Consider the following 23,676-nt stretch of genomic DNA (forward strand, 5'->3'; position numbering starts at 1 on the left):
TTCAGAAATCGATGTTGTACTCCCGGCGCAGCAAGGTGCGGGCCTTTTCCTCGTTGGCCCGGTAGACGCCCGGGTCCAGCATGGAGTGGTGGCCGCAGCCGTGGAGAAGGTATTCCTCAACAGGGAAATGCGCGGCGCGCAGACCCAGCACGTGCATGTCGTGGAACCACTCGGCCCCGGTGTCCAGGGCGTATTCCCCCATGGCGGTGATGGCCCCCAGGGGCGAGCCGCTTCCCAGGGGCATGGTGAGGGGCCGCGCGGCCTTGAGGTCCACCAGGGCGCACCATTCGTTCACGCGGCAGGGCGGGAGGGGCCAGGGATGGCTGCGGAATTTCTCGTTGAACAGGCTCTCGTGCATGGGCGAGACGTGGTGCGGACCGGAGTAGTCGTGCGCCGCGTAAAGGGCCGTGAGTTCCTCCAGCCCAGGGCGGTAGTCCAAGTGGCGGCCCTTGCCGCACTTTCCGGCATAGTGGGCCGGACAGCCCATGCAGGCCCCCACGTCGCCGATGGCCACGGCGTCGCCCATGGCCTCCAGCATCGCCCCCACCACGTCGCCCCGGAAGTGGCAGTCGTTGTGGATCACAAGCAGGCGGTCCTTGTCGCTGTGCTCCCAGGCGTACTGGTAGCGCACGGCCAGGCGCACGTCGTCGTCGGCCAGTTTCTCGGGGTCCACGGAGCGGATCCAATGGCAATACCGGGGGTTGAACACCGTCAGCTTGGCGCGCAGCTTCTCCTTCACGTAGGAAAGCCCCTCGCTCTGCCCCGGCGAGTTGGCCGCCTCCTCCGCCAGATAGATGCGGTCGATGTGCTTCCAGGAATGGCGCAGCAGGGAAACGAGGGTCAGGGTGGTCTGGTAGGGCTTGCCCAGCACGTTGATGGCGACGTCGATCTTGGCCATGGCTCCCAGTCCGGGATTGCGCCCCGGCGGCGCGGCGTGGCCGGGGCAGGTGCAGGTCTTGAGCCCGGGACCGGTGCGGCGATCCGCTCCGGGGGCCGTGCCGGCCAGCGTCTTGGGTATCCCACACGCTCCCACGGGGCAAGCAGCGTCTGTTCCTGATCGCACGGCGCGACGGCCGTGTCCCGCACGCCCGTGCCGGGCAAGCTCCACGCGCCTTCCGGGGCGACTCGCGCGCCCGGAATCACCCCGATGCTCCCTGGATGCAAACGCGTGTAGGACGCGTCCTACCGGTTCGCAAGCGGCGCGGTTCCTGGTAGTCTGAGGCCATGCCCTGCACGCCCGCCACGAGGGAGCGCCCGTGAAGCGTCTTCCCGCCCGCCTCGCAACACGCCTGCGGCTCTCGGTCGGCGCGCGCCGACTGCGCGAGCGCCTGGCGGTCTTCCGCACGGTGGCCGACGGCACCTACGACTGGGAACTCTGGATCGGCCCGGCCGGGGACGTGCGCTACGTCTCGCCCTCCTGCCTGCGGGTCACGGGCAGGCCCGCCGAGGCCGTGCGCGCCGAGCCGGACTTCTTCCGGCGATCGATCCACCCCGAGGACTATCCGGCCTGGCGCCGACTCATGGAGCAGAGCCTCCAACGCGACGTGCCTTCCCTGGATTTCCGCATCCGACGCCCCGACGGGGCGCTGGTCTGGCTGGCCCAGGAGACCACCCGCGTCTTTGGTCCTGACGGCTCCTTCAAAGGCCTGCGCCTGAGCCTGCGCGACGTGACCGACCGCGTGAGCGCCCAGCAGGCGCTGCGCGAGGCCCACGAACGGCTGGAGGAGCGCGTGCTCGAACGCACGGCCGAGCTGGACCGGGCCAACCGGGAGCTGCGCACCGAGATCCGCCGGGGCAACCGCACCCGCAGGGAACTTGAGCGCTCCCGCGAGCGTTTCCGCAGCCTCTCCACCTACCTCCAGCAACGCATCGAGGAGGAGCGCACGCGCATCGCCCGCGAAATCCACGACGAACTGGGACAAAACCTCACGGCCTTGAACATGGGCCTCTTCAGCCTGGAAACGCCTCAGGCACGTACCGACCCGCAACGCATCGCCGCCCTTCGCGCGATCGTGGCCGGAACGGTGGAGAGCGTGCAGCGCATCGCCCGGGAGTTGCGCCCGGCCATTCTGGACGAGCTGGGTCTGGCCGAGGCCGTGGCCTGGCGCGCGCGCACCTTCCAGGAGAGCTCGGGCATCGCCGTGGGCGTGGAGACAGGCCCCGGCATCACGGGGGTGACGCCCGAGGTCTCCACGGCTCTCTACCGTGTCTTTCAGGAGGGGCTCACCAACGTGGCCCGTCACGCCGGGGCCACGCGTGTGCGCGTGCGCCTGACGCGCTCCCGGGGACGCCTGCGCCTGGAAGTGGCCGACAACGGCCGGGGCCTGGACCCCAAGGCCCTGGACGCGCCCGGCTCCCTTGGGCTCACGGGCATGCGCGAGCGCGTCCGCGCGGTGGGGGGGCGCATGGACATCGGGGCCGCGCCCGGCGGAGGCACGCTCCTCTGCGCCAACGTGCCCGAGAGGGTGCCCCGCGCCGGAAGGCGCAAGGTTTCCCCATGACTCGACCGCGCCGCGTGCTGGTGGTGGACGACCACGCCGTGGTGCGCCGGGGCGTGGTGGACATCCTGGCCGCCGCCCTGCCCGGCTGCTCCTTCGCCGAGGCCTCTGGCGTGGCCCTGGCCCTGGCCGCCCTGGAGGACCCGTACGACCTGGCCGTGCTGGACATCTCCCTGCCCGACGGCAGCGGGCTGGATCTCCTGGAGTGGATCGCCGTCAACCGGCCGGGGCTGCCCGTGCTGGTGCTCAGCATGCACCAGGAGGCCGAGTACGCCCGCCGCGCCCTGGCCCTGGGGGCCAGGGGCTACCTGGGCAAGAACTCCGCCCCTCGGGAGCTTACCGAGGCCCTGGCCTGCGTCCTGGAGGGCCAGACCTACGTGAGCCCGGGCCTCTCCCCCGGCCTCGCGCCGCGTCAGGACCCCCTCGCCGCCCTTTCCCGGCGCGAGCGCGAGGTAATGCGCCTTCTGGCCCAGGGCCGCACCGTGAGCGACATCGCCCGCGACCTGAACCTCTCGGTGAAGACCGCCAGCACCTACCGAAGCAGGATCATGCGCAAGCTGGGCCTGCGCACCGCCGCTGACTTCTACCGCCGCGCCCTCACCATGGGGCTCATGGACTGACCCCGCCTGTCGGACGGTTCCGACAAAGTTGTCCGCGCCGGACGAGCCGCTATGGTCACCGCAAGCCCACGGGACATTTCCCTGGAGGTGACCCCATGATCGCAACCCTGACCGCACTGCTGGCCATCGCCGCCCTGCTCGCCGGACTGGCCATGGGCCGCGTCGTGCGCCGGTCGGCCCGGCGCGAACGGCTCCCGCGCGACTTCGATTTCGGCCTCTACAAGCGCACGGAGCCCAAATGAACACGGTACGTTCCACGTCCAGACCGGCCCCGGATGCCGACATCCTGGCCCGGGATAACCCGGATTTCTTCGACTTGCTCTTCGATCCCGCCTGGCTGGGCATCCCCGCCGGGACCCCGGCTTCCGGCCGTGCCCTGACGCCCTCGGGGAGCTTCGTGGAGTTTTTCGTATCCGTTGTGGACGGGAGCATCCGCGAAGCGGGTTTTCTCACGGACTGCCCGCCATCGGCCTCCACCCCCGTCATGGCCTTGGCCTCGCTCTGGTGCGGGAGGGCGCGCGGGCTCACGCCGGAGCAGGCCGCCCGGCTGGAGGCCGAGGACATCCTGGCGTGCGGCATGGAGCCCCTGGACACGGCCCGTGCAGCGGCCGAAACCTGTCTGGCGGCCGCGCGAACGGCGTTGGTCCGGGCAGCCTTGGTCCAGGAATGCGACGACGGGGCCCGCCCCCCCGGATGCTCCCCGGAATGCGCCGCGAAGCGCTCGCATCCCGGACGATCCGCCGGACCGGCCTCCCCGCGCGGCGGGTGACAAGCCCGGCCCGCTGGTCTATCCTGCGGAAACCACAGGAGGGAACCCGCCATGATCGCCGTCCGCTTCCACAAGGGAACCATGGAGCTGGCCGACTTGCCGCAACCGCCCCCCGGGCCTGGAGAGGCCCTGGTGCGCGTGCTGGTGGCGGGGATCTGCAATACGGACCTGGAATTGTTCAAGGGATACATGAACTTTTCCGGGACCCCGGGGCACGAATTCGTCGGCGTGGTCGAGCGCGCCCCGGACGCCCCGCACCTGGAAGGACGCCGCGTCACGGCCGACATCAACGCCGCGCCGGGGCACGGCGACCACCGCCACGCCTCCGGCAGGCGCGTCCTGGGCATCCTCGGCTGGGATGGAGCCTTCGCCCAATACATCCTCGCCCCGGTGGACAACCTCCACGCCGTGCCCGACACGCTCTCCGACGAGGCCGCCGTGTTTGCCGAACCCCTGGCCGCGGCCCTGGAGGTGGGCCAGCAGGTGCACATCCGCGCCACCGACCGACTGGCCGTGCTGGGCGACGGCAAACTCGGGCTGCTCATCGCCATGGCCCTGCGCCACCTCTGCCCCGGGCTCGTGCTTTCGGGCAAACACCCGGACAAGCTGGCCATCGCGTCCGCACAGGGCGTGCGCACAACCCTAGCGTCCGACATCGCAGGCCCCTTCGACATCGTTGTGGAAGCCACTGGCCGCACCCAGGGCCTGGAAGCCGCCCTGGACCTCGTGCGCCCCGAAGGGACCGTGGTGCTCAAGTCCACCACCGAGGCCAAGACGCCAGTGAACCTCGCCCGCGTGGTGGTCCAGGAGATCACCCTCGTGGGCTCGCGCTGCGGCGACACGGCCCTGGCCCTGGACCACCTGGCCCGGGGCCTGGTGGAACCTTCCGGCCTCGTGGAGGCCGTCTACCCCTTGGAGCGCTTCCGGGAAGCCTTCGAGAGCGCCGCGCGCCCCGGCGCCAGGAAGGTGCTGGTGCGCGTCTCCCGCTGAAGCGTGCGTCCCGGAGAGGCTCCCCCGCGCGGTCAGGCCCGGGTCGGGATCGATACGCCGTTCAGCGCGCCCGGAGCAGGAGCGTCACGCCCCGGATCACGTTGCCGCTACGCGTGGGCGCGGGAGCCTCCGACAGGGCCTCCACCACGCCGCCCGCCCGCTCCGCCAGCGCTTCCAGCCCTTCGGGCGTAAAGTGCCGGGCCAGATAGAGCAGTCGCCCCCCCTGGCACACGGGGAACGCGCCCTCGGGCAATCCGAGCGCCCTGCCCTCCGCGTACCGGGATGCATAGAGCGGCTGGTCCTCGGTCATCAGGAAATCCTGCACGCCCACCAGCCCCCGGCTGGCCCGCAGCGCCTGGGCCAGCACGCCCGCAAGGACCTCGTCGTCCGGGAGCACCGTAAGCACAGCCCGCAACGTCACCAGATCGGCCGCGCCAGCCCTCACCGGCAGACGCCCCGCATCGCCCGACGCCACGCGCCGTCCGGCCCTCGCGGCGCGTCCGAGACTGGGCAGGTTCACGTCCAGCCCGATGTAAACGCAGCCCAGGGACTCCACCTCTCCCGCGATGCCCGCCTCGCCGCAGCCCACGTCCAGCACCAGCGCCCCGGGAACGAGCGCGCGCCGGAACAACTCCGGGAAAGCCAGGGACGAAGGGACCTTGTGCGTTGTGCGCCAATCCATGTCCACGGCATACGCCCCGGTTCGGGAGCCTGTAAAGCGCACGCCGGTCGATGCGCCGGGCGGCGCTTAGTAGCCTCGCGGCTCATGAACCCGCGCATCCCAAGGGAGTGAAGGCGCGATGCGCGCCGTCCCACACGAAAAAACCGGCCTTCCCGTGTCTGAACAAGCTGGTGAGCCTGTGCGTGTCCCGGCCCGGGCCTGGGTTTCGCGGGCCATTCCATGGAGACCGTCCGCGACTGCACGCGCTTCGGAGAGTGTCTGGACTAGCGCCCGTACGGACGGCCTTTCCGGTATGCTCCATGAACTGCTGGCCCCCTACGACGCCCACAAGGCCGCCGGAACGCCGTGAGGGACGCCGCGCCGGACGGCCTGCCGGTCACTGTGGCGTCAATCCGGTGATGTGCCCTGCCCGCTCGTAGGCCCAGGTGAAAGGCGCTGTATCGACGTTGACGATGCCCACGAACGGGGTGTTGAGGTCGATGATCGTCGTGATGACGAGCATGATCATGATGAACGTGCAGACTTCATAGGCGATCTGGGTCTTCTTGTTGTTGACCCTCGTGAGATAGGCCTTGATGAGCATTACGTAATACCCCACCACGATCAGGCAGAAGATCATCGGGTGCAGGTTCTCCTTGGCCTTGACTCTCCGCGTCAGGCGCGACTTGCTTATGTCCGCGAGTTCGCTCAGCAACAGGCGGTGGATGGTCTCGTCGTTTTTTGTTCGGAGAGTCGTCTTGTAGGCCTGCTCCCACAACCTGTCGAACGCAGCCGAGGCTTCTCTCGACAGGGTGCCGGAGCGCATGGCCACGAGATCATGCTCAACGACATCCTTGGCATACCGCACCAGGGATTTCTTCAATTCAACCGCGTCGGAGAGCCCGCCCATCAGCCGCGCTGCCGAAAGGATCGATTCCACTTCCTTGCGCGTGTCGTCCTGCACGCCGTTGAAGTTGATCAGAAGCGTGACCAGGGCCATGCTCAGGAAGATGGAATAGAGCGTGTTGAAGAGGCTGTAGTTGGCAATGGTCTCCGACAACTGCCCCGTTGGCTGGTAGTCGAACCATTTGACGAGCAAAAAATAGAGTATTGTGGGGATGCCCAACACCACCAAGGCCAACCCTTCGTTCACTACAAACATGTTGTCCATGGAGACCACTCTAACCTGCCTTTGCGCGATGACGTCAAAACTACAACCGTGCAGCAGCATGATACAGCACGTCGCTTCCCCATGCCAGAAGGGTGAGGGGGGGGGGGGCGGAGTCGGCCTCGGAGCGCGTCGGCCGGCTCCGGTGTTTGCGTTGCGCGGCTTAGCGATACCCTCCGGGGGTGAAGCCAGCGTTGTCGATGGCGGACTTGACCGCCGCGTCGAGGCCATCCTTGGTCTCGGTGTAGGTGGCAGTTCCGAAGGTGAGGTCCACCTTCACGTCGGTCACGCCGTCCAGGGCCGACAGGGCCTTCGTCACGGACGCCACGCAGTGGTTACAGCTCATGCCTTTCACTTCGATGGTCCTGGTTTTCATGCTTCCCTCGCTTGATGGGTTCGATGGCCGCCACTCTACGCCATCGCCCCCCTGGTCGCCAACCCCGGGGCCGACCCGAACCTACAGGATCAATAAGAAAACCACGCGACAGCCCCGGCCTTTCTCCCCTGCCAGAAAGAACTGCCCTCCGGCGTCAGGAGACGCCAGCGCTCCCGCCCGGGCAGCGCCGCCGGGGCGCTTGGGGGACAGTCCAGGGACGTGCTTGAAGGCGTCGCCGCAGGCGCTTTTCGAGACATGGCCCTGGGCAAGCGCAAAGTTCGGGACCAAGGCGTCCCACCCTCGCCGGGCTTATTCGACCACATGCACCCGCCGCAAGGCGAGGGCTATCAGGGGTATGGCCCCAGAGACCGCACGGTTTCCCTATGCTCACGCGGGTTCTGCACGAACAGATGCCGTGCAGATGCTCGGCCGCCAGGCCGACGGGGTGTTCAACGCGACCGGGAACCCGATCCTGGTCCCCTCCAGACAGCTGAAGTCCGTGGAACAGGGCACTGCGGCCCAGGTCTGGTGCGCCAGGAGCCCCCGGCGGGAGGGCATGGCGGGGTGTGCTGCGAGAACCGCGAGGTGGCGCGGGTGATGCAAATGGATGCAGGCATCGCGACCATGGCGGACGCTGACCGACCGGGGTGCCGCCCTTCCCGGTGGATCCGGCCGGAGCCCCGGCGTCTCCGGCGCTTGCGCGATACGCTGCTCGCCTCAGGCGAGGACGACGCCACGCCGTCGCCTAGCAATTGAGCGTCCAGGGCCCCCGCCTGGACGGGTCCGGTGCCGCGCCCCGGCGCTTACGCCTGGCCTTCCAGCCAGAGCATGGCCTCGGCGAAATCCAGGGTCCCGGTGTAAAGGGCGCGTCCGCTGATCACCCCGTCCAGCCCCTTGGCGGCCAGGGGGGCCAGGGCTTTCAGGTCGTCCAGGGTGGCCACGCCGCCCGCCGCGATGACGGGCAGCTTCGTCTTGGCCAGCAGGGACTCCATGGCCCCAAGGTTCACGCCCGACTGCATGCCGTCGCGGCTGATGTCGGTGTAAACCAGAAAGGCCGCGCCCTGGGCGTGCAGACGGGGCAGCACGTCGTCCACGGTCTGGCCCGAGTCCTCCACCCAGCCCTTGGTCTTGAGGCGTCCGGCGTCGGCGTCCAGGGAAACGCCGATGCGCCCGGGGAGGGCTTTACAAAGCTGGCCGAAGCGGTCGGGGTCCGCGAGGGCCATGGTGCCGATGAGCAGGCGCGAGACGCCAGCGTCGGCGTAGGCCTGGGCGGTGGCGAGATCGCGCACGCCGCCGCCCAGCTGCACCGGGATGTCCCCGGCGAGCTTGCAGATCTCGCCCACCAGGGCCTTGTTGCGCGGCTCGCCCTCGAAGGCCCCGTCCAGGTCCACCACGTGGAGGGCCTTGGCGCCCATGCCCAGCCAGTGGGCGGCGGCGGTCACGGGGTCCTTGTCGAACACGGTCACCTGGTCGGCCAGCCCCTGCTTGAGGCGCACGCACTGGCCGTCCTTGATGTCGATGGCGGGATAGAGGATCACAGTCCGAATTCCTTGAGTCCTTGTTCGATGGCTTCGCGGGCGAGTTCGGCGGCGGTGACCCACTGGCCCTTGCGCTTGAGGAACTTGTCGGCGTCCAGGAGGTTATCCGACAGGGCGCGCTGCTGGTAGTCGTAGTGGAAGTGGTTGATCAGGCCGCCGGTCTTCACGTTGACCAGGTAAAGATCCAGGATGACCCAGGCCGGGCTGGTGGAGCCGACGGCGGAGCCTTCGCGCTCCTTCCAGTGGATCACCTTGGGCACCACCAGATACTGCACGTCGGCGCAGCGGCCCACGTCCTGCCAGTATTTGAGGGTGGCCATGCGGTTGGCTTCCTGGGGCTTCTTGACGGAATCGACGCAGGGCACCACGCGGGCCGCGCCGAAGACGTTGCGGTCGGGGCCGATGGGCAGGGCCTTGGCCATGATGGTGTCGAGCTGGTCCATGGCGTCGGCCTTGGGGGGGGTGACGCGCTCGGGCAGATAGCCCGCCAGGAGGTCCCAGGGGTTCTGGGCCACGCTGAAGGGGGCCACGGCCACGTTGAACTGCGGGTTGATCTTGTTGTCCACGCTCGGACGGCGGGCGCAGGCCCCGGCGGCCAGGAGGGCCAGCAACGCGATGAGGACGAGATAACGGTGAGTGCGCATCAGCCTAGGCTCCCTTTGGTGCTCGGGACGCCCGCCCGGCCCGGCGCGCAGGCCTGGCGCAGGGCCACGCCCAGCGCCTTGAACGCCGATTCGAGCAGGTGGTGTCCGTTCTTGCCGTAGAGCATCCGAAGATGCAGGTTCATGTGGGCCTTGCCAGCCAGGGACTTGAAGAACTCCCGCCACACGTCCTTTTCCTCGCCCGCCACTTGGGCAGGGAGAGGGTCGTCCTCGTAGACCAGATAGGCGCGTCCGGAGAGGTCCACCACGGCTTCGGAGAGGGCCTCGTCCAGGGGGAAGCGGGCGAAGCCGACGCGGGTGATGCCCGCCTTGTCGCCCAGGGCATCGGCCATGGCCTGGCCGAGGCAGAGGCCCACGTCTTCCAGGGTGTGGTGGGCGTCCACGTGGAGGTCTCCCTTGCAGAAGACCTTCAGGTCGAAGCCGGACCAGAAGGCCAGCAGGGTGAGCATGTGGTCGGCGAACCCCACGCCCGTGGAGACCTCGGCCGTGCCCTGGCCGTCCAGGACGAGTTCCAGCTCGATGGAGGTCTCGCGGGTGGTGCGGTTCACCACGGCCCTACGCACGGCCGGACTCCTTGGCCGCATCGGCCGGGGCGGCCGCTGCCGTCTGGGCGGTAGCGGCCGGTGCGCCGGTTTTGGCTTCGGCGGCAGGCTTGGCCTCGGCGCTCTGGGCGGAGGCCGTCTTGGTTGCATCGGCAGCAGCCGCCGTGGGGGCGGCCTTGTCGTCCGCGCCGGGCTTTGCCGCCGTCTCGACGGGGGACTGCGCGGGCTTGCCGGCGTCGGCCTCGGAGGGCGCGGCGTCGCCGAAGAGTTCCTTCTTGGTCTCTTCGATGCGCTTGGCCTCGTCGGCCTTTTCGATCTCCCGCTCCAGGGTGGACTTCACGTCCGTGCTCATGCGCCGGAACTCGGAGATGCCCTTGCCCAGGGACTTCATCAGGTCCGGCAGCTTGGAAGGACCGATGAGCACCAGGGCGACGATGAGGATGATGACGAGTTCCGTGGAACCGATGCCAAACATGGGTCTACTCCCATTCGATGGTCGCGGGCGGCTTGGACGAGATGTCCAGGACCACCCGGTTGATGCCCTTCACTTCGTTGATGATGCGGTTGGAGATGCGCGCGAGGATGTCGGTGGGCACGCGGGACCAGTCGGCGGTCATGGCGTCGAGGGAGTCCACGATGCGCAGTGCGCAGACGTTCTCGTAGGTGCGGTCGTCGCCCATGACGCCCACGGTCTTGAGGGGCAGGAGCACGGCGAAGCCCTGCCAGACCTTGCGGTACCAGTCCGAGGCCTTGAGTTCGGCCTGAACGATCTTGTCCGCGCGGCGCAGGATCTCCAGGCGCTCGCGGGTGATGTCCCCGATGATGCGGATGGCCAGGCCCGGCCCCGGGAAGGGGTGACGCCAGATGATGGACTCGGGCAGGCCCAGTTCGTAGGCCACCTTGCGCACTTCGTCCTTGAAGAGTTCGCGCAGGGGCTCCACGAGCTTGAGGTCCATCTTCTCGGGCAGCCCGCCCACGTTGTGGTGGCTTTTGATGACCACGCTGGGCCCGCCCTTGAAGCTCACGGACTCGATCACGTCCGGGTAGAGGGTGCCCTGGGCCAGCCACTTCACGCCGGGGATGGCCTTGGCTTCCTTCTCGAAGACCTCGATGAAGCCGTAGCCGATGATCTTGCGCTTCTGCTCCGGGTCCTCGACGCCCGCGAGGCGGTCCAGGAAGAGGTCCTGGGCCTGGACGTACTTGAGGTTCAGGTCGAAGTGCTCGCGCAGATACGTGACCACCTCATCGCCTTCGTTGTGGCGCAGGACGCCGTTGTCCACGAAGATGCAGTGCAGGCGCTTGCCGATGGCCTTGTGCAGCAGCACGGCCACCACGGTGGAGTCCACGCCGCCGGAGAGGGCGCAGACCACGTGGTCGTCGCCCAGCTTTTCGCGCAGGGCCTTCACCTCGGCCTCCACGAAGCTGGCCATGGTCCAGCCGGTGCGCACCTTGGCGATCTTGAACAGGAAGTTGTTCAGGATGGTCGTGCCGTCCTCGGTGTGGGCCACCTCGGGGTGGAACTGGAGGGCGAAGATGTTGCGGGAGGCGTCCTCCATGGCGGCGGCGGGCACGCTCTGGGTGGATGCCGTCACGGTGAAGCCGTGGGGGACGTCCACCACGTGGTCGCCGTGGGACATCCAGACCGTGCGGGGCTTGTCGGTCTCCACGCCCTCGAAGAGGATGCCGGGTTTGTCCACGGAGAGTTCGGCCCGTCCGTACTCGCGCTCCTTGGCGGCGGCCACCTGGCCACCGGGCAGGGAGTGGGCCAGCAGCTGCATGCCGTAGCAGATGCCCAGCACGGGCGCGCCCAGTTCGAGCACGGCGGGATCGAGCCTGGGCGAGTCTTCGTCGCGCACGCTGGCGGGGCCGCCCGAGAGGATCACGGCCTTGGGGGCGATGGCCCTGAGCGCCTCGGCGGAGAGGGTGCAGGGGTGGATTTCCGAATAGACCCCGGCCTCGCGCACGCGCCGCGCGATGAGCTGGGTGTACTGGGAGCCGAAGTCCAGGATGACGACGGTGTCTTGGTGCTGCATCTAGTAGCTCTCCACCCTGTAGTTGGGAGACTCCTTGGTGATGATCACGTCGTGCACGTGGGATTCGCGCAGGCCCGCCGGGGAGATGCGGGTGAAACGGGGCTTCTCCTGGAGGTCCTTGATGTTGTCCACGCCCACATAGCCCATGCCGGAGCGCAGGCCGCCCACCATCTGGTAGATGGATTCGGACACGGGGCCCTTGAAGGGCACGCGGCCCACGATGCCCTCGGGGACGAGCTTGTTGGACTTGTCCTGGGAGTAGCGGTCGGCGCTGCCCTCGCGCATGGCGTCGATGGAGCCCATGCCCCGGTAGATCTTGTAGGTGCGGCCCTGGTAGAGCATGGTTTCGCCGGGGCTTTCCTCGGTGCCGGCGAACATGGAGCCCATCATCACGGTGTCGGCCCCGGCGGCGATGGCCTTGACCACGTCGCCCGAGAACTTGATGCCGCCGTCGGCCACGCAGCAGCGGCCGTGCTCGCGGCAGGCGCGCACGGCCTCCATGATGGCGGTGATCTGGGGCACGCCCACGCCGGCCACGATGCGCGTGGTGCAGATGGAGCCCGGCCCGATGCCCACCTTCACGGCGTCGGCCCCGGCCTTGATGAGCGCCAGCGCACCCTCGTAGGTGCCCACGTTGCCCGCCACCAGCTGGCACTTGGGCCACTGGGACTTGATGGCCTCCACGGCGGAGAGGATGTTGCGGGTGTGGCCGTGGGCCGAATCGAGCACCAGGAAGTCGCACCCGGCTTCCAGGAGCGCGGCCACGCGCTCGTCGCGGCCGGGCCCCACGCCCACGGCGGCCCCGGCGCGCAGGCGTCCCAGGGGGTCTTTGCAGGCGTTGGGGTACTTCTGGATCTTGTCGATGTCCTTGATGGTGATCAGTCCGCGCAGCTTCTTCTTCTCGTCCACCACCAGGAGCTTCTCGATGCGGTGCTCGTGCAGGTGCTCCTTGGCCACGTGCAGGGGGGTGCCCACGGGCACGGTGACCAGGTTCTCGCTGGTCATCACGTCGCGCACGGTGGTGACGTCGTCGTCCACGAAGCGCACGTCGCGGTTGGTGACGATGCCCACCAGGCCGTCGTTCTCCACCACGGGCAGGCCCGAGATGGAGAACTCGGCCATCACCTTGAGGGCGGCGGCCACGGTCATGTCGGGGTGGACGGTCACGGGATCGATGATCATCCCGGACTCGCTCTTCTTGACCTTCTCCACCTCCAGCTTCTGCTGGGCCACGCTCATGTTCTTGTGGATGACGCCCGCGCCGCCGTTGCGGGCCATGGAGATGGCCATTCGCGACTCGGTGACGGTATCCATGGCCGCCGAAAGCAGGGGGATGTTCAGGCGGATCTCGGGGGTCAGCCAGGTGGAGACGTCCACCCTGTCGGGCAGGACCTCGGAATAGCAAGGGATGAGAAGTACGTCGTCGAACGTGAGGCCCAGGCCGGTGATCTTGTCCATACGCCCTCCGCAGGCGGGTTAGTCGAGGCCGAGGTACGCCTGGCGCACCTTGGGGTTTTCAAGCAGGTCCTTGGCGGGGCCTTCAAGCGTGACCACGCCGGTTTCCAGCACGTATCCCCGGTGGGCGATGTGCAGAGCCATCTGGGCGTTCTGCTCCACGAGCATGACCGTGGTGCCCTCCCGGTTGATGCGAACGATGATCTCGAAAATGTTCTCCACCACGATGGGCGCGAGACCGAGGCTCGGCTCGTCCAGGAGCAGCACCTTGGGTCTTGCCATGAGGGCGCGCCCGATTGCAAGCATCTGCTGCTCGCCGCCCGAGAGCGTGCCGCCGTGCTGGCGCATGCGTTCGGAGAGCTTGGGGAAGAGCTCGTAGACCTTTTCCAGGTCGGCCTTCACGTTGTCCTTGTCGGAGCGCAGGTAGGCGCCCATCATCAGGTTTTCCAGCACCGTGAGCCGGGGGAAGATCATGCGGCCCTCGGGCACCTGGGTGATGCCCAGGGCCACGGTCTTCTCGGTGGAGAGGCGCGTCACGTCGCGGCCCATAAACTCGATGGACCCCTGCTTGGCCTGGATGACCCCCGAGATGGACATGAGCGTGGTGGTCTTGCCCGCGCCGTTGGCCCCGATGAGCGTGACGATCTCGCCCTGCTTCACTTCCAGGCTCACGCCCTTGAGGGCGTGGATGGAGCCGTAATAGGTGTGGATGTCCGTAAGCTTAAGCATGGGCCGCCCCCCTGCCCAGGTAGGCCTCGATGACCTCCGGGTTCTCCCTGATCTCGCGCGGGCCGCCCTCGGCGATCTTCACGCCGTGGTCGAGCACCACCAGGTGCTGGCAGATGCTCATGACCAGCTTCATGTCGTGTTCGATGAGCACCACGTCCACGCCCTTGGCCAGGATGGCGTGGATCAGGTCCACCAGGGAGGCCGTCTCCTGGGGGTTCATGCCCGCAGCGGGCTCGTCCAGCAGCAGGAGCCGGGGCTCGCTGGCCAGGGCGCGGGCGATCTCCAGGCGGCGCTGGTCGCCGTAGGAAAGGGCGCTGGAGAGGTCCAGGGCCTTGGGGCCCAGGCCCACGAAGTCGAGGTATGACATGCTCTGGTCCACCAGGCGCTTTTCCTCGGCCTTCTGCGCCCTGGTGCGCAACACCGCTCCCCAGAAGCCCTGGGCGGCTCGACAGTGGCGGCCGATGCGCACGTTGTCCAGCACCGAGAGCGAGGCGAAGAGCCGGATGTTCTGGAAGGTGCGGGCCACGCCCATCTGGGTCATCTGCTCGGGGCGCGAACCGCCCACTTCCACGTGGCGGCCTTCCCTCTCGAAGAGGATGGACCCCTCTGTGGGCTTGTAGATGCCCGCGATGCAGTTGAACATGGTGGTCTTGCCCGCGCCGTTGGGTCCGATGAGGCCGAGAATCTGGCCCCTGGTCACCTGGAAGCTCACGTCCGAGAGGGCCATGAGGCCCCCGAAGCGCTTGCTCACGCTGTCGATCTTGAGAATGGCGTCCATGCCCTACCCCGCCCTCCCGGCTTCGAGCCGCGCCTTGAGGTCCAAAATGAGCCTGCTCTTCTTGCTGGTGGCGGCGATGGTGGGGAAGAAGCCGCCCGGCATGAAGCGCATGATGAGGATCATGATCAGGCCGTAAACGAGGAAACGCGTCTCGGTGGGCAGCCCGAACTTGGGGAGCACCACGCGCAGAATCTCGCCCAGGGCCACCAGCACCACGGCCCCGGCCACCGCGCCCTTGATGTTGCCAAGCCCCCCCAGCACGATCATGCAGAGCACCAGGAACGACTCCCAGAACTTGAACACGTCGGGCGAGAGGAACATGGACCACTGGGCCATGAAGCATCCGGCCAGCGCGCCCACCCCGGCGGAGAAGGCGAAGGCCACGGTCTTGTAGGCCATGAGGTCGATGCCGCAGCTGGCGGCGGCCAGGGGGTCTTCCTTGATGGCCAGCCAGGCCCGGCCGAGGCGCGAATCCTCGATGCGCCCCATGACCACGTAGACCAGGGCGGTCATGCCCAGGCCCAGGTAGTAGTAGGGCATCTCGTTGAAGAAGTCGTAGCGCCAGTCGATGCCGAGCCACTCCAGGCTCAGGGCCACGGGGGGGATGCCGGGCATGCCGAGCGGCCCCCGGGTGAGCCATATCTCGTTGGTGAGGAAGAGCACCACCAGTTCCGTGAAGCCGAAGGTGACGATGGCGAAGTAGTCGCCCGAGAGCCGAAGCGTGGGCGCGCCGCGCAGCACGCCGCAGAGCGCGCCCAGGGCCACCGCGCCGGGCACGATGATCCAGAAGCTCACGTCGTGGTTGAGCGAGAGGATGCCCGCCGTATAGGCCCCGATGCCGTAGAAGCCCACGTAGCCCAGGTCCAGCAGGTTGCAGAAGCCGGGCAGCACGTTCAGGCCCATGGCCAGCACGGCGTAGACCATCACCAGCACCGCCACGTGGACCACGTAGTCGTCCACCATCGGCAGGAAGGGCAGGGCCAGGACGGCGAGGGCCAGGGCGGCCTTGAGGAAGTTCTTGTTGGCGTTCATGCGCTGCGCTCCTAGGCCTTCTGGCCCACGGACTTGCCGAGCAGCCCGGAGGGACGCAAAAGGATCACGGCGATCATCACCGCGTAGCCGATGCCGTCGCGGTACTGGCTGGAGACGTAGCCCGCGCCCAGGGTTTCGGCGATGCCCAGCACCACCCCGCCCAGCATGGCCCCGGGCACGCTGCCGATGCCGCCCAGCACGGCGGCGGCGAAGGCCTTGACGCCCGCGTTGTAGCCCATGGTGGCGGAGAGGGTGTTGTAGTACATGCCAACCAGGATGCCGGCCACCGCGCCCAGGGAGGAGCCCAGGGCGAAGGTGAAGGCGATGATGCGGTTGACGTTGATGCCCATGAGCGCGGCGCTCACCTGGTTCTGGGCCAGGGCGCGCATGGCGGTGCCCACGCGGGTCTTGTTGATGATGAGCGTGAGCCCGATCATCATGGCGATGGTGGCGGCGTAGATGAACACCTGCAGGCCCGAGACGCTCACGCTGCCCAGGGTGAAGGCCGTCTCGCTGAAGGCCCGGGGCACGGCGTCGCGCGGGAAGGGCACGGGGCGCGAGCCCCAGATGATCATGGCGATGTTCTGCAGAAAGATGGAGACGCCGATGGCCGTGATGAGCGCGGCCAGGCGCGGCGCTTTGCGCAGGGGCCTGTAGGCGATCCGGTCGATGCTCACGCCGATGAGCGCGCAGCAGGCCATGGCCAGGGCGATGGCCGGAAAGAGCGGGATGCCCAGGGCGCTGATGAAGGTGATGCACAGAAATGCGCCGAGCATGTACACTTCGCCGTGGGCGAAGTTGATCAGCTCGATGACGCCGTAGACCATGGTGTAGCCCACGGCGATGAGCGCGTAGATGAGCCCCAGGGTCAGTCCATTGAAGAGTTGTTGTTCGAACACGGCCTTCTCCGAGTGGGTGTGGGTCGGCCCGGGCGATGGCGCGCCGGCGCTGGAACCTCCGGAAGGAAACGAAACAGGCTGGATGGTGGTCCAGCCTGTCTCGAATCGTTGGTCCTGCTAGCGGCTAGTTGGCCATCTGCTTCTCGGCGGGGACGAACTTGCCGTCCTTGACCATCTTCACGAAGGCGGGCTTTTCGCAGTCGCCCTTGTCGTTGAAGAAGGTCAGGCCGGTGATGCCCTTGTAGCCCTTCTCCTTGGAGTTCATGGAGGCCAGGTACTCGCGGACCTTGGCGCGGTCGGCCCCGACCTTGGAGATGGCCTCGATGATCATCCCGGCGGCGTCATACGCGTTGGCGCTCATCCAGTCAACATCGCGGTTGTACTTGGCCTTGAAGGCGTCGATGAAGGCCTTGGCTTCGGGGCCGGCCTTTTCGGCCAGGAAGGGGGCGGTCAGGTAGGTGTTGTCGGCGGCGGGGCCGGCGAGCTTGATGTAGTCGGCGTTGTCCAGGCCGTCGGCGCCGAACTTGGGCACGGCGAGGCCCAGCTTCTTGGCCTGGTCGGCGACGAGGGCGCCTTCGTTGTAGTAGCCGGAGATGAACAGGGCGTCGGGGGCCTGGCCCTTGATCTTGGTGAGCTGGGGGGTGAAGTCGTTGGCGCCCTTCATGTAGGCTTCCTCGCCCACCACGGTGAGGCCAACGGCCTTGGCCTGCTTCAGGAAGGCGTCCTTGAGGCCGATGCCGTAGTCGCTGTTCTCGTAGAACACGGCCACTTTCTTCAGGCCCAGGGTCTTGGCCATATAGTCGGCCAGGAACGCGCCCTGGAAGTCGTCGCGGTAGACGTTGCGGAAGCTCCAGACCTGGCCCTTGGCGTCCTTGTTCTTGTCGGAGATGGTCACGTTGGTGGCCGTGGGGGACATGGCGGCCACGCCCGCGCGCAGGTAGTTGGGCAGAGCGGCCAGGTGAGCGCCGGAGCACAGGTGGCCCACGATGCCGACCAGGGCCTTGTCGCCGGCGATCTTGGTGCCCACGGTGGCGGCTTCCTTGGGATCGCACTGCTCGTCGAAGAAGACGGCCTCGATCTTCTGGCCGTTCACGCCGCCTTTGGCGTTGATCTCGTCAACCTTCATGGCCACGCCGGCCTTCACGTTGTCGCCGTAGCCGGCGGCGGGGCCGGTGAAGGGCGAGGGGACGGCGATCTTGATCACGTCGGCCGCGAGGGCCAGGTTGGCCATGCCGAAGAAAGCGGCCATGGCAAGCGCCACGACCAGGCCACGTTTGCATTTCATGCCTGCTCTACCTCCGTAAACGGGTTATGGGCTTTCGATCCGGGACGCAGCCCGGACGGGTCAACGGGAGACCGGCGGATAAGCCGGAGCGATCATCGACAGATGTATGCGGCAAGGACAGGGAAAATGCAACGCTCCCGTCACGTTCCGATGACAGGAACGCCACGGGAACAGCTTCACCCGATTGATCTTTTTCAGGAAGGCCGGCAGCGGCGGCGCAAATTACTCCCATCCGGTAGGAAAAAGAAGACCGCCCGGCGGACCGGTCGGCCTCTGTCTTTCGACCATCGCCGGAGGCGGGCTTTTCGGGAATCCTTTGCGAACGGCGCGGCCGCCCTGCCCCAGGACGGTTTGGCGCGCGGCGCCGTCCGCCCAAAGACGCGCGGCCGCCACCTCGGCGTAAAGCCTTTCCAAGGCGTCGATCCCCGCAACCCATGCGAAAATGCGCCTCAGGGTGCGGACCTTTCGACCGGTTGCTACGGCGTCAGCTCCTGCTGGGCCTGGCGCTTGGTCTGCATGTCGGCCATGGGGTTGGCCAGCACGGCCTCGAAGAGGGGACGGGCCTTGGCCATGTCCTCCAGGCCGTACTTGTAAACGGCGGCCAGGTTGAACTGCCCCTGGAAATTGCCTGGCTCCAGGGCCAGCAGGCGCTCGAACTTCTTGGCCGCCTCGGCCGGGCGCTCCAGGCGGAAGAGGGTCACGCCGTGCAGGTTGAGGATGTGCTTCTCGTCCGGGGCCTTGACGGCGGCCTTCTCCAGCACGGCGAGGGCCTTGTCCCACATTTCGGCGGCGGCGAAGGCCCCGGCCGCTTCCTCCATGGCGTCCACGTCCTCGGGGTTGGCCTGGAGGCGGGACATGGCGGCCATCACGGCCTGCATGGGGTCGCCCTCGCCCCCGTGGGGGTCGCCCCCGCGCATCTCCACGCTGGCCACCAGCGCGGGGTGTTCCGCCCGGTAGACGAAGGACCAGACGAACATGCCCGCCAGGCACAAAAGCATCAGGCCCAGCAGGGGTTTGTTGGGGCGAAAGGCCCCTGCGGCGCTAGTCTTCATGAAGCGCTTCCAGCTGTTTCAAGCGACGCTCCAGCCGCGCCTGGCGGGTGGCCACGAAGGCCACGAAGCCGCAGATGCCCAGCCAGACGATCACGTTGGCCGCCAGCAGATAGGTTTGATTGCCCATGAAAAAGCCTCACTTGGTCTGGTGCAGGAATATCTGGCGGATGGCCGCCGCCTGCCCGAGTTGCCTGGCGCGCAGCGAAAGGATCGCGGCCCAGAGAATGCCCATGGCCAGGATGGAAGCCACCACGGCCGCCACCATCTCCGGTTCGAGGCCCCCGCCCTGGGAGCCGAACACCGTGGGATGGATCGATCGCCACTTGCGGGCCGAATAGAACACCAGGGGCACGTCCAGGAACGCCACGATGCCCAGGGCCGCGCGCACCACAGGCCCCCGCTCGCCCCCTGCGCCAGACTGGCGCAGGATGAGGTAGGCGCAGTAGACGAACCACATCACCAGCGTGGTGGTGAGCCTGGGGTCCCAGGTCCACCAGACGTTCCAGATGGGCTTGCCCCAAAGCGACCCCGTGACCAGGGCCAGGCCGGAAAAGAGCACGCCCAGCTCGCAGGCGGCTCCGGCCAGGCGGTCCCAACGGGCGTCCTTGCGCACGAGCACCAGCACCGAGGCCGCGAACACCACCAGGAAGCTGATCATGGACCACCAGGCCATGGGCAGGTGGATGTAGAAAATCTTCTGCACCACGCCCATGGTCTCTTCCACGGGGGCGTACACCCAGATGAACCACTGCGCTGCGGCCAGAGCAAGGGCCGCCGCGCCCGCAAGAAGGGCCGTCATGTCTATTCCTCGCCCGTATAAATGTAAGGGAACAGCACCAGGGACGCGCCGGAAAACACCGCCGCGAAGGCCCCCGACAGCCCCATCCAGTCCATGGCCTGCCCCGTGCCCAGAATCACCCCCTCCAGCACCTTGATACCGGCCAGGAGCACCGGGATCACCAGGGGGAAGAAGATCACCGTGAGCAGCGACTCCCGAGCGCTCCTGCCCGAGGCCAGGGCGCCCATGAACGACCCCAGGGCCGCCAGCCCCGCGTCGGAGAGCAGCACGCAGCCGAGCCCCGTGAGGGCCGATCCGGCCAGCCCCTGGTCCAGGAACACGGCCACGGCCAGGGCGAACACCACCTGGCACGCGCCCACCAGGGCGAACCCGGCCAGGGCCTTGCCCAGCCACACGGACTGCACCGGGGCCGGGGCCATGGCCAGGCCCAGACGCGCGCCGCTGCCCTCCTCCAGGGCGTAGAGCCCGTTGAACACCAGCACCTGGGAGAAGAGCGTGGAGAGCCAGAAGATGGCCGCGGCGGCCAGGGCCGGGACCTCCTCGCCGGGGCGGCGCGAGAGGCTGAAGACGAAGATGATCAGAAGCCCCAGGAGGGCCGTCTGGGCCAGGCCCTGCGCCCCGCGCAGGGTCAGGCGCAGGTCCTTGGCGGCGATGGCGGCGGAGGCTTTCAGCATGCGGCGCTCCGGGACAGGACGGAGGCGTCGAAGCCCGCCACGGGCCCCAGGTAGGCCGCCCTGCCCTTCTCCAGGAAGAGCACGTCGTCGGCTTTGGGCAGGTCGCGCTCCAGGTGGTGGCTCACCCAGACCACGCTGCGGCCCTGCTGGCTGGTCCTGGCGATCTCGGCGTGGAGCACCCCGCGCGAGGCCTCGTCCAGGCCGGTGTCGGGCTCGTCGAGAAAAAGAAGCCTCGGCGCGATGCAGAACACGCGCGCCAGGTTCAGGCGCTGGGCCATGCCGCGCGAGAAGTGCCCGGCCCGCTCATGAGCGAAGCGCGCGAGCCCCACGCGCTCCAGGGCGGCCAGGAGGTCCGCCTCGCAGAGGCCAAGGCCGTGCAGTCCCGTCCAGAAGCTCAGGTTCTCGAGCGCCGTGGCCTCGGCGTAGAGAAAAGTCTGATGGCCCAGGTAGGCCGTCTCTGCCTTGGCGAGCGTTGTGGAGACCTCCCCGGCCGTGGGGCGCGACAGCCCGGCCATGAGGCGCAACAGCGTGGACTTGCCCGCGCCGTTGGCCCCCACCACCATGAGCGTGCGCCCGGGGTCCACGGTGAGGTCGATGTTCTTGAAGACCATCCGGTCCCCATAGAACTTGGCCACTCCCCGCAGCGAAAGCACCGGCCTAGGCCTCCCCGGAACGCCGGACCATGGCCAGCAGGCCCGCCACGCACATGAGCGCGCCGCCGATCCAGAACCAGTTCACCAGGGGGTTCACGCTCACCTTGAGGCTGGCGCTACGGTCCGGCGAAAAGGCCAGCAGGGTGGCGTAGAGTTCGACACCCAGCGAGGGGATCACCGAGACCTCGGCGAAGGGCTGGGGGAAGTTCCGGTAGATGCGGCGTTCCGGGGTCAGCTCGCCGAGGGGCTTGCCGTCCTTCTCCACCACGATCAGGGCCTTGCCGCCCGAGAAGCGCGGGTTGGAGACCTCCTCCAGCCCCTTGTAGGTCATCTTGTAGCCCTGGAGTTCGAAGGTCTGGCCGGGTGAGACAACGGCCTCCTTGGCATCCTGATACGGCCCCGAGAAGGCCACGCCCACCAGGACCATGGCCAGTCCGGCGTGGAGCAGCCAGGCCCCCAGGCCGCCGCGCGGGCTGCGCGCGCCGGGGCTGGTGGCCAGGAGGGCCGCCAGGCTCACCAGTGAGGCCACGCCGGAGGCCATGCCCACCAGGGGCACGGGCTTGCGGTAGCCCAGGGCCCAGAAGGCTCCGGCCGAGACGATCATGGCCGCCAGGGCGGCCAGGGCCCAGCGGGGCTGGCGCAGGCCCTCCTTCCAGCCCAGCCAGGGGCAGAAGGCCAGGATCACGCCCGTGAGCACGAAGAGCGGCGTGCAGACGCGGTTGTAGAAGGTGGCGTCCAGGCCCACGGGGTTGGCGCTCCAGAGTTTGGAGATCACGGGCCACAAGGTGCCCAGGAACACCACCAGGGCGCAGGCCAGCATGAGCCAGGCCAGCGAGAGGAGCATGCCCGGCAGGGAGAACAGCACGTCCATGGGCCGCGCGGGCGCGGCGGGGCGGCCCGTGGCGGCCACCCAGAGGCTCACGCCCAGGCCAGCGAGGATGAAGGTGAGCAGCGGCCTGCCCACGCCGCCTTCGCCGAAGGCGTGGAGCGACTCGATGACGCCGCTGCGCACCAGATAGGTGGCGAAAAAGCACAGGAGCATGGTCACGGCCATGAGCAGCACGTTGGTGCGCTTGAGCGAGCCGCGCCGGGTCTCGATGATGCCGGTGTGCACGGCGGCGGTGGCCGCGAACCAGGGGATGAGCGAGGCGTTTTCCACCGGGTCCCAGGCCCAGTAGCCGCCCCAGCCCAGCTCCATGTAGGCCCACCAGCAGCCCAGGACGATGCCCGCCGTGAGCATCACCCAGGAGACCAGCGTGACCCCGCGCGTGGCCCTGATCCAGGAGGTCTTTTCGCCCGTGGCCCAGGCGGCCAGGGCCAGGCAGCCGGGCACGGTGAACCCGGCGTAACCCATGAAAAGCAGCGGCGGGTGGAAGATCATGCCCGGATTTTGGAGCAGCGGGTTCAGGCCCTTTCCGTCGGGCGGCACGGGGGCCAGGCGGATGAAGGGGTGGCTCGGCCCCGTGAGCAGCAGGAGGAAGAAGGCCTGCACGGTGAGGAAGAAGAGCCAGTAGTGCAGGCGGGTCTCTTCGGAAAGGTTCTCGTAGCTTCGGGTCATGGAGAAGGCGAGCCCGAAGAAGGCGGTCATCCACGCCCAGAACAGGAGCGACCCCGCCTGTCCGGCCCAGAAGGCCGTGAGGGCGTAGAACAGCGGCAGCACCGAGTCGGTATAGCTGTAGACGTATTCATAGGAGAAATCGCGCTTCCAGAGGGCCACCATCAGGATGGCGGACACTGCCGTGAGCACGGAGAACACCACGCCCATGCCGGACTCGAACCAGACCAGCTTGCCGGTTTCGCGGTTGGCGATCTGCCAGGCGGCCAGCCCGGCCAGGACCAGGGAGCCGATCAGGGACAACAAAAGCGCCCAGTGGGCGGCCAGATGCATACAACCTCCCTCGGAAGGCGCTTGATGGGCCGGTTAGCCCTTGGATTCCTTGCGGTTCTCTTTCTGATACTTGGAGGGGCACTTGGTCATGAGGGTTGAGGCCCCGAAGACGCCGCCCGGAGACTTCACGCCTCCCTCCACGATGACTTCGACGCCCGGCTTGAAGGTGTCGGGCACGGCCCCCTTGTAGTCCACGGGAATGGTCTTGGCGGGGTCGTCCTTGTCCACCAGGGTGAAGCGTACGCCCAGGCCGCCGACGGCCGGTTCCACGCCCTGCTCGGCCACGGTGCCGAAGAGCCGGGCCTGGCCCAGTTGTTCGGGCTTCATGGCCAGGGCCTCGCTCACGTTGAGGAAGTACACGGAACCCTCGTCCAGCCCGGAGTACACAAGCCAGCCCAGCCCTCCCAGGAAGAGGGCCAGGGCCGCCGCGTACACGCCTTTCTTGCTGCCGCCCGCCATGTTCGCTCCTTGCCGCGCGCGCCGCCGTCCCGGTGGACGGCCGTGCGCCCTCCGGCGCTGGCCTCCGGCAGGCTGCCCCACGCGGCAAGCCGGACCGGCCGTTAAACAGGAACTAT

General features: G+C 67.9%; 27 protein-coding genes. 5 read left to right on the forward strand and 22 right to left on the reverse strand.

Translation table 11 applies throughout. The features are described from left to right. Nucleotide 1: 1 nt before the first annotated feature. Nucleotides 2–898 carry a hypothetical protein gene (locus NNJEOMEG_RS10455; RefSeq protein ID WP_173084155.1) on the reverse strand — a complete coding sequence of 299 codons (897 nt, stop codon included), beginning with the start codon at nucleotides 896–898 and terminating at the stop codon, nucleotides 2–4. A 358-nt stretch (nucleotides 899–1,256) separates the two neighbouring features. Between NNJEOMEG_RS10455 and NNJEOMEG_RS10460 the strand changes: the two genes are divergently transcribed. The 5 genes from NNJEOMEG_RS10460 to NNJEOMEG_RS10480 all read left to right on the forward strand — a co-directional run bounded on the left by NNJEOMEG_RS10460 (nucleotide 1,257) and on the right by NNJEOMEG_RS10480 (nucleotide 4,877). Continuing rightward, a complete protein-coding gene (locus NNJEOMEG_RS10460; protein ID WP_173084157.1) occupies nucleotides 1,257–2,501 on the forward strand; it encodes a PAS domain-containing sensor histidine kinase in 1,245 nt (414 codons plus the stop codon). Then, complete coding sequence (locus tag NNJEOMEG_RS10465) at nucleotides 2,498–3,118, forward strand: response regulator (RefSeq protein ID WP_173084158.1); 621 nt, start codon at nucleotides 2,498–2,500, stop codon at nucleotides 3,116–3,118. The genes NNJEOMEG_RS10460 and NNJEOMEG_RS10465 overlap by 4 nt, the downstream gene beginning before the upstream one ends. 95 nt (nucleotides 3,119–3,213) lie before the next feature. Then, nucleotides 3,214–3,360 (forward strand): hypothetical protein, encoded by a 147-nt coding sequence (locus NNJEOMEG_RS10470; protein ID WP_173084160.1) that lies wholly within the window; start codon nucleotides 3,214–3,216, stop codon nucleotides 3,358–3,360. Beyond that, nucleotides 3,357–3,887 (forward strand): hypothetical protein, encoded by a 531-nt coding sequence (locus NNJEOMEG_RS10475; RefSeq protein WP_173084162.1) that lies wholly within the window; start codon nucleotides 3,357–3,359, stop codon nucleotides 3,885–3,887. Before NNJEOMEG_RS10470 ends, NNJEOMEG_RS10475 begins: the two co-directional genes overlap by 4 nt. Nucleotides 3,888–3,938: 51 nt before the next feature. Continuing rightward, nucleotides 3,939–4,877, forward strand: coding sequence for an MDR/zinc-dependent alcohol dehydrogenase-like family protein (locus NNJEOMEG_RS10480; protein WP_173084164.1), 939 nt, complete (start codon nucleotides 3,939–3,941; stop codon nucleotides 4,875–4,877). 61 nt (nucleotides 4,878–4,938) lie between these two features. Here NNJEOMEG_RS10480 and NNJEOMEG_RS10485 read toward each other — a convergent pair whose 3' ends face one another. The 21 genes from NNJEOMEG_RS10485 to NNJEOMEG_RS10585 all read right to left on the reverse strand — a co-directional run bounded on the left by NNJEOMEG_RS10485 (nucleotide 4,939) and on the right by NNJEOMEG_RS10585 (nucleotide 23,560). Continuing rightward, nucleotides 4,939–5,559 (reverse strand): class I SAM-dependent methyltransferase, encoded by a 621-nt coding sequence (locus NNJEOMEG_RS10485; protein ID WP_173084166.1) that lies wholly within the window; start codon nucleotides 5,557–5,559, stop codon nucleotides 4,939–4,941. Between the two features lie 376 nt (nucleotides 5,560–5,935). Then, nucleotides 5,936–6,769, reverse strand: a complete 834-nt coding sequence (locus NNJEOMEG_RS10490; RefSeq protein WP_235956928.1) for a bestrophin-like domain — start codon at nucleotides 6,767–6,769, stop codon at nucleotides 5,936–5,938. 100 nt (nucleotides 6,770–6,869) lie between these two features. Then, nucleotides 6,870–7,082 (reverse strand): heavy-metal-associated domain-containing protein, encoded by a 213-nt coding sequence (locus NNJEOMEG_RS10495; protein ID WP_173084168.1) that lies wholly within the window; start codon nucleotides 7,080–7,082, stop codon nucleotides 6,870–6,872. Between the two features lie 803 nt (nucleotides 7,083–7,885). Next, complete coding sequence (gene hisA, locus NNJEOMEG_RS10500; protein WP_173084170.1) at nucleotides 7,886–8,620, reverse strand: 1-(5-phosphoribosyl)-5-[(5-phosphoribosylamino)methylideneamino]imidazole-4-carboxamide isomerase; 735 nt, start codon at nucleotides 8,618–8,620, stop codon at nucleotides 7,886–7,888. Then, nucleotides 8,617–9,264: a hypothetical protein gene (locus tag NNJEOMEG_RS10505; protein WP_173084172.1), complete on the reverse strand. Its 648-nt coding sequence runs from the start codon at nucleotides 9,262–9,264 to the stop codon at nucleotides 8,617–8,619. The genes hisA and NNJEOMEG_RS10505 overlap by 4 nt, the downstream gene beginning before the upstream one ends. Further along, entirely contained in the window at nucleotides 9,264–9,866 is a 603-nt protein-coding gene (gene hisB, locus NNJEOMEG_RS10510) for an imidazoleglycerol-phosphate dehydratase HisB (protein WP_173084174.1), read from the reverse strand. The genes NNJEOMEG_RS10505 and hisB overlap by 1 nt, the downstream gene beginning before the upstream one ends. Beyond that, nucleotides 9,838–10,299 (reverse strand): Sec-independent protein translocase protein TatB, encoded by a 462-nt coding sequence (gene tatB, locus NNJEOMEG_RS10515; protein ID WP_173084176.1) that lies wholly within the window; start codon nucleotides 10,297–10,299, stop codon nucleotides 9,838–9,840. Before tatB ends, hisB begins: the two co-directional genes overlap by 29 nt. A 4-nt stretch (nucleotides 10,300–10,303) precedes the next feature. After that, on the reverse strand, nucleotides 10,304–11,857 hold the full coding sequence (gene guaA, locus NNJEOMEG_RS10520; protein ID WP_173084178.1) for a glutamine-hydrolyzing GMP synthase: 1,554 nt from the start codon (nucleotides 11,855–11,857) through the stop codon (nucleotides 10,304–10,306). Then, nucleotides 11,858–13,315 (reverse strand): IMP dehydrogenase, encoded by a 1,458-nt coding sequence (gene guaB / locus NNJEOMEG_RS10525; RefSeq protein WP_173084180.1) that lies wholly within the window; start codon nucleotides 13,313–13,315, stop codon nucleotides 11,858–11,860. A gap of 18 nt (nucleotides 13,316–13,333) precedes the next feature. Next, entirely contained in the window at nucleotides 13,334–14,041 is a 708-nt protein-coding gene (locus NNJEOMEG_RS10530; RefSeq protein WP_173084182.1) for an ABC transporter ATP-binding protein, read from the reverse strand. Next, nucleotides 14,034–14,819, reverse strand: a complete 786-nt coding sequence (locus NNJEOMEG_RS10535) for an ABC transporter ATP-binding protein (RefSeq protein ID WP_173084184.1) — start codon at nucleotides 14,817–14,819, stop codon at nucleotides 14,034–14,036. Before NNJEOMEG_RS10535 ends, NNJEOMEG_RS10530 begins: the two co-directional genes overlap by 8 nt. Before the next feature lie 3 nt (nucleotides 14,820–14,822). Further along, entirely contained in the window at nucleotides 14,823–15,851 is a 1,029-nt protein-coding gene (locus NNJEOMEG_RS10540) for a branched-chain amino acid ABC transporter permease (protein ID WP_173084185.1), read from the reverse strand. Between the two features lie 11 nt (nucleotides 15,852–15,862). Then, nucleotides 15,863–16,750 carry a branched-chain amino acid ABC transporter permease gene (locus tag NNJEOMEG_RS10545; RefSeq protein WP_173084187.1) on the reverse strand — a complete coding sequence of 296 codons (888 nt, stop codon included), beginning with the start codon at nucleotides 16,748–16,750 and terminating at the stop codon, nucleotides 15,863–15,865. Nucleotides 16,751–16,874: 124 nt separating this feature from the next. Continuing rightward, nucleotides 16,875–18,035: an ABC transporter substrate-binding protein gene (locus NNJEOMEG_RS10550; protein ID WP_173084190.1), complete on the reverse strand. Its 1,161-nt coding sequence runs from the start codon at nucleotides 18,033–18,035 to the stop codon at nucleotides 16,875–16,877. 476 nt (nucleotides 18,036–18,511) lie between these two features. Beyond that, nucleotides 18,512–19,087: a tetratricopeptide repeat protein gene (locus NNJEOMEG_RS10555; RefSeq protein WP_173084192.1), complete on the reverse strand. Its 576-nt coding sequence runs from the start codon at nucleotides 19,085–19,087 to the stop codon at nucleotides 18,512–18,514. After that, complete coding sequence (locus NNJEOMEG_RS10560; RefSeq protein ID WP_173084194.1) at nucleotides 19,077–19,214, reverse strand: CcmD family protein; 138 nt, start codon at nucleotides 19,212–19,214, stop codon at nucleotides 19,077–19,079. The genes NNJEOMEG_RS10555 and NNJEOMEG_RS10560 overlap by 11 nt, the downstream gene beginning before the upstream one ends. A gap of 9 nt (nucleotides 19,215–19,223) precedes the next feature. Continuing rightward, nucleotides 19,224–19,886 carry a cytochrome c biogenesis protein CcsA gene (gene ccsA / locus NNJEOMEG_RS10565; RefSeq protein ID WP_173084196.1) on the reverse strand — a complete coding sequence of 221 codons (663 nt, stop codon included), beginning with the start codon at nucleotides 19,884–19,886 and terminating at the stop codon, nucleotides 19,224–19,226. Nucleotides 19,887–19,888: 2 nt separating this feature from the next. Further along, the gene (locus tag NNJEOMEG_RS10570) at nucleotides 19,889–20,560 is read right to left on the reverse strand and encodes a heme exporter protein CcmB (RefSeq protein ID WP_173084197.1); all 672 of its coding nucleotides are present in this window, start codon (nucleotides 20,558–20,560) and stop codon (nucleotides 19,889–19,891) included. Next, entirely contained in the window at nucleotides 20,554–21,213 is a 660-nt protein-coding gene (locus NNJEOMEG_RS10575) for an ABC transporter ATP-binding protein (protein ID WP_308464635.1), read from the reverse strand. The genes NNJEOMEG_RS10570 and NNJEOMEG_RS10575 overlap by 7 nt, the downstream gene beginning before the upstream one ends. A gap of 4 nt (nucleotides 21,214–21,217) precedes the next feature. After that, nucleotides 21,218–23,101, reverse strand: coding sequence for a heme lyase CcmF/NrfE family subunit (locus tag NNJEOMEG_RS10580; RefSeq protein WP_173084199.1), 1,884 nt, complete (start codon nucleotides 23,099–23,101; stop codon nucleotides 21,218–21,220). Between the two features lie 33 nt (nucleotides 23,102–23,134). Further along, nucleotides 23,135–23,560, reverse strand: a complete 426-nt coding sequence (locus tag NNJEOMEG_RS10585; RefSeq protein ID WP_173084201.1) for a cytochrome c maturation protein CcmE — start codon at nucleotides 23,558–23,560, stop codon at nucleotides 23,135–23,137. Nucleotides 23,561–23,676: the final 116 nt, after the last annotated feature.

The organism is Fundidesulfovibrio magnetotacticus, from assembly GCF_013019105.1.
GTDB lineage: Bacteria > Desulfobacterota > Desulfovibrionia > Desulfovibrionales > Desulfovibrionaceae > Fundidesulfovibrio > Fundidesulfovibrio magnetotacticus.

What these genes read in the sequence shown, in the direction of transcription:
- tatB (WP_173084176.1), bottom strand. Translation starts at nt 10,299, where the DNA reads ATGTTTGGCATCGGTTCCACGGAACTCGTCATCATCCTCATCGTCGCC.
- NNJEOMEG_RS10455 (WP_173084155.1), bottom strand. Translation starts at nt 898, where the DNA reads ATGGCCAAGATCGACGTCGCCATCAACGTGCTGGGCAAGCCCTACCAG.
- NNJEOMEG_RS10475 (WP_173084162.1), top strand. Translation starts at nt 3,357, where the DNA reads ATGAACACGGTACGTTCCACGTCCAGACCGGCCCCGGATGCCGACATC.
- NNJEOMEG_RS10540 (WP_173084185.1), bottom strand. Translation starts at nt 15,851, where the DNA reads ATGAACGCCAACAAGAACTTCCTCAAGGCCGCCCTGGCCCTCGCCGTC.
- NNJEOMEG_RS10490 (WP_235956928.1), bottom strand. Translation starts at nt 6,769, where the DNA reads ATGCTGCTGCACGGTTGTAGTTTTGACGTCATCGCGCAAAGGCAGGTT.
- NNJEOMEG_RS10555 (WP_173084192.1), bottom strand. Translation starts at nt 19,087, where the DNA reads ATGAAGACTAGCGCCGCAGGGGCCTTTCGCCCCAACAAACCCCTGCTG.
- NNJEOMEG_RS10530 (WP_173084182.1), bottom strand. Translation starts at nt 14,041, where the DNA reads ATGCTTAAGCTTACGGACATCCACACCTATTACGGCTCCATCCACGCC.
- NNJEOMEG_RS10580 (WP_173084199.1), bottom strand. Translation starts at nt 23,101, where the DNA reads ATGCATCTGGCCGCCCACTGGGCGCTTTTGTTGTCCCTGATCGGCTCC.
- NNJEOMEG_RS10480 (WP_173084164.1), top strand. Translation starts at nt 3,939, where the DNA reads ATGATCGCCGTCCGCTTCCACAAGGGAACCATGGAGCTGGCCGACTTG.
- NNJEOMEG_RS10505 (WP_173084172.1), bottom strand. Translation starts at nt 9,264, where the DNA reads ATGCGCACTCACCGTTATCTCGTCCTCATCGCGTTGCTGGCCCTCCTG.
- NNJEOMEG_RS10585 (WP_173084201.1), bottom strand. Translation starts at nt 23,560, where the DNA reads ATGGCGGGCGGCAGCAAGAAAGGCGTGTACGCGGCGGCCCTGGCCCTC.
- guaA (WP_173084178.1), bottom strand. Translation starts at nt 11,857, where the DNA reads ATGCAGCACCAAGACACCGTCGTCATCCTGGACTTCGGCTCCCAGTAC.
- NNJEOMEG_RS10535 (WP_173084184.1), bottom strand. Translation starts at nt 14,819, where the DNA reads ATGGACGCCATTCTCAAGATCGACAGCGTGAGCAAGCGCTTCGGGGGC.
- NNJEOMEG_RS10570 (WP_173084197.1), bottom strand. Translation starts at nt 20,560, where the DNA reads ATGCTGAAAGCCTCCGCCGCCATCGCCGCCAAGGACCTGCGCCTGACC.
- NNJEOMEG_RS10550 (WP_173084190.1), bottom strand. Translation starts at nt 18,035, where the DNA reads ATGAAATGCAAACGTGGCCTGGTCGTGGCGCTTGCCATGGCCGCTTTC.
- NNJEOMEG_RS10495 (WP_173084168.1), bottom strand. Translation starts at nt 7,082, where the DNA reads ATGAAAACCAGGACCATCGAAGTGAAAGGCATGAGCTGTAACCACTGC.
- hisB (WP_173084174.1), bottom strand. Translation starts at nt 9,866, where the DNA reads ATGCGGCCAAGGAGTCCGGCCGTGCGTAGGGCCGTGGTGAACCGCACC.
- NNJEOMEG_RS10465 (WP_173084158.1), top strand. Translation starts at nt 2,498, where the DNA reads ATGACTCGACCGCGCCGCGTGCTGGTGGTGGACGACCACGCCGTGGTG.
- NNJEOMEG_RS10470 (WP_173084160.1), top strand. Translation starts at nt 3,214, where the DNA reads ATGATCGCAACCCTGACCGCACTGCTGGCCATCGCCGCCCTGCTCGCC.
- guaB (WP_173084180.1), bottom strand. Translation starts at nt 13,315, where the DNA reads ATGGACAAGATCACCGGCCTGGGCCTCACGTTCGACGACGTACTTCTC.
- NNJEOMEG_RS10485 (WP_173084166.1), bottom strand. Translation starts at nt 5,559, where the DNA reads ATGGATTGGCGCACAACGCACAAGGTCCCTTCGTCCCTGGCTTTCCCG.
- NNJEOMEG_RS10560 (WP_173084194.1), bottom strand. Translation starts at nt 19,214, where the DNA reads ATGGGCAATCAAACCTATCTGCTGGCGGCCAACGTGATCGTCTGGCTG.
- ccsA (WP_173084196.1), bottom strand. Translation starts at nt 19,886, where the DNA reads ATGACGGCCCTTCTTGCGGGCGCGGCGGCCCTTGCTCTGGCCGCAGCG.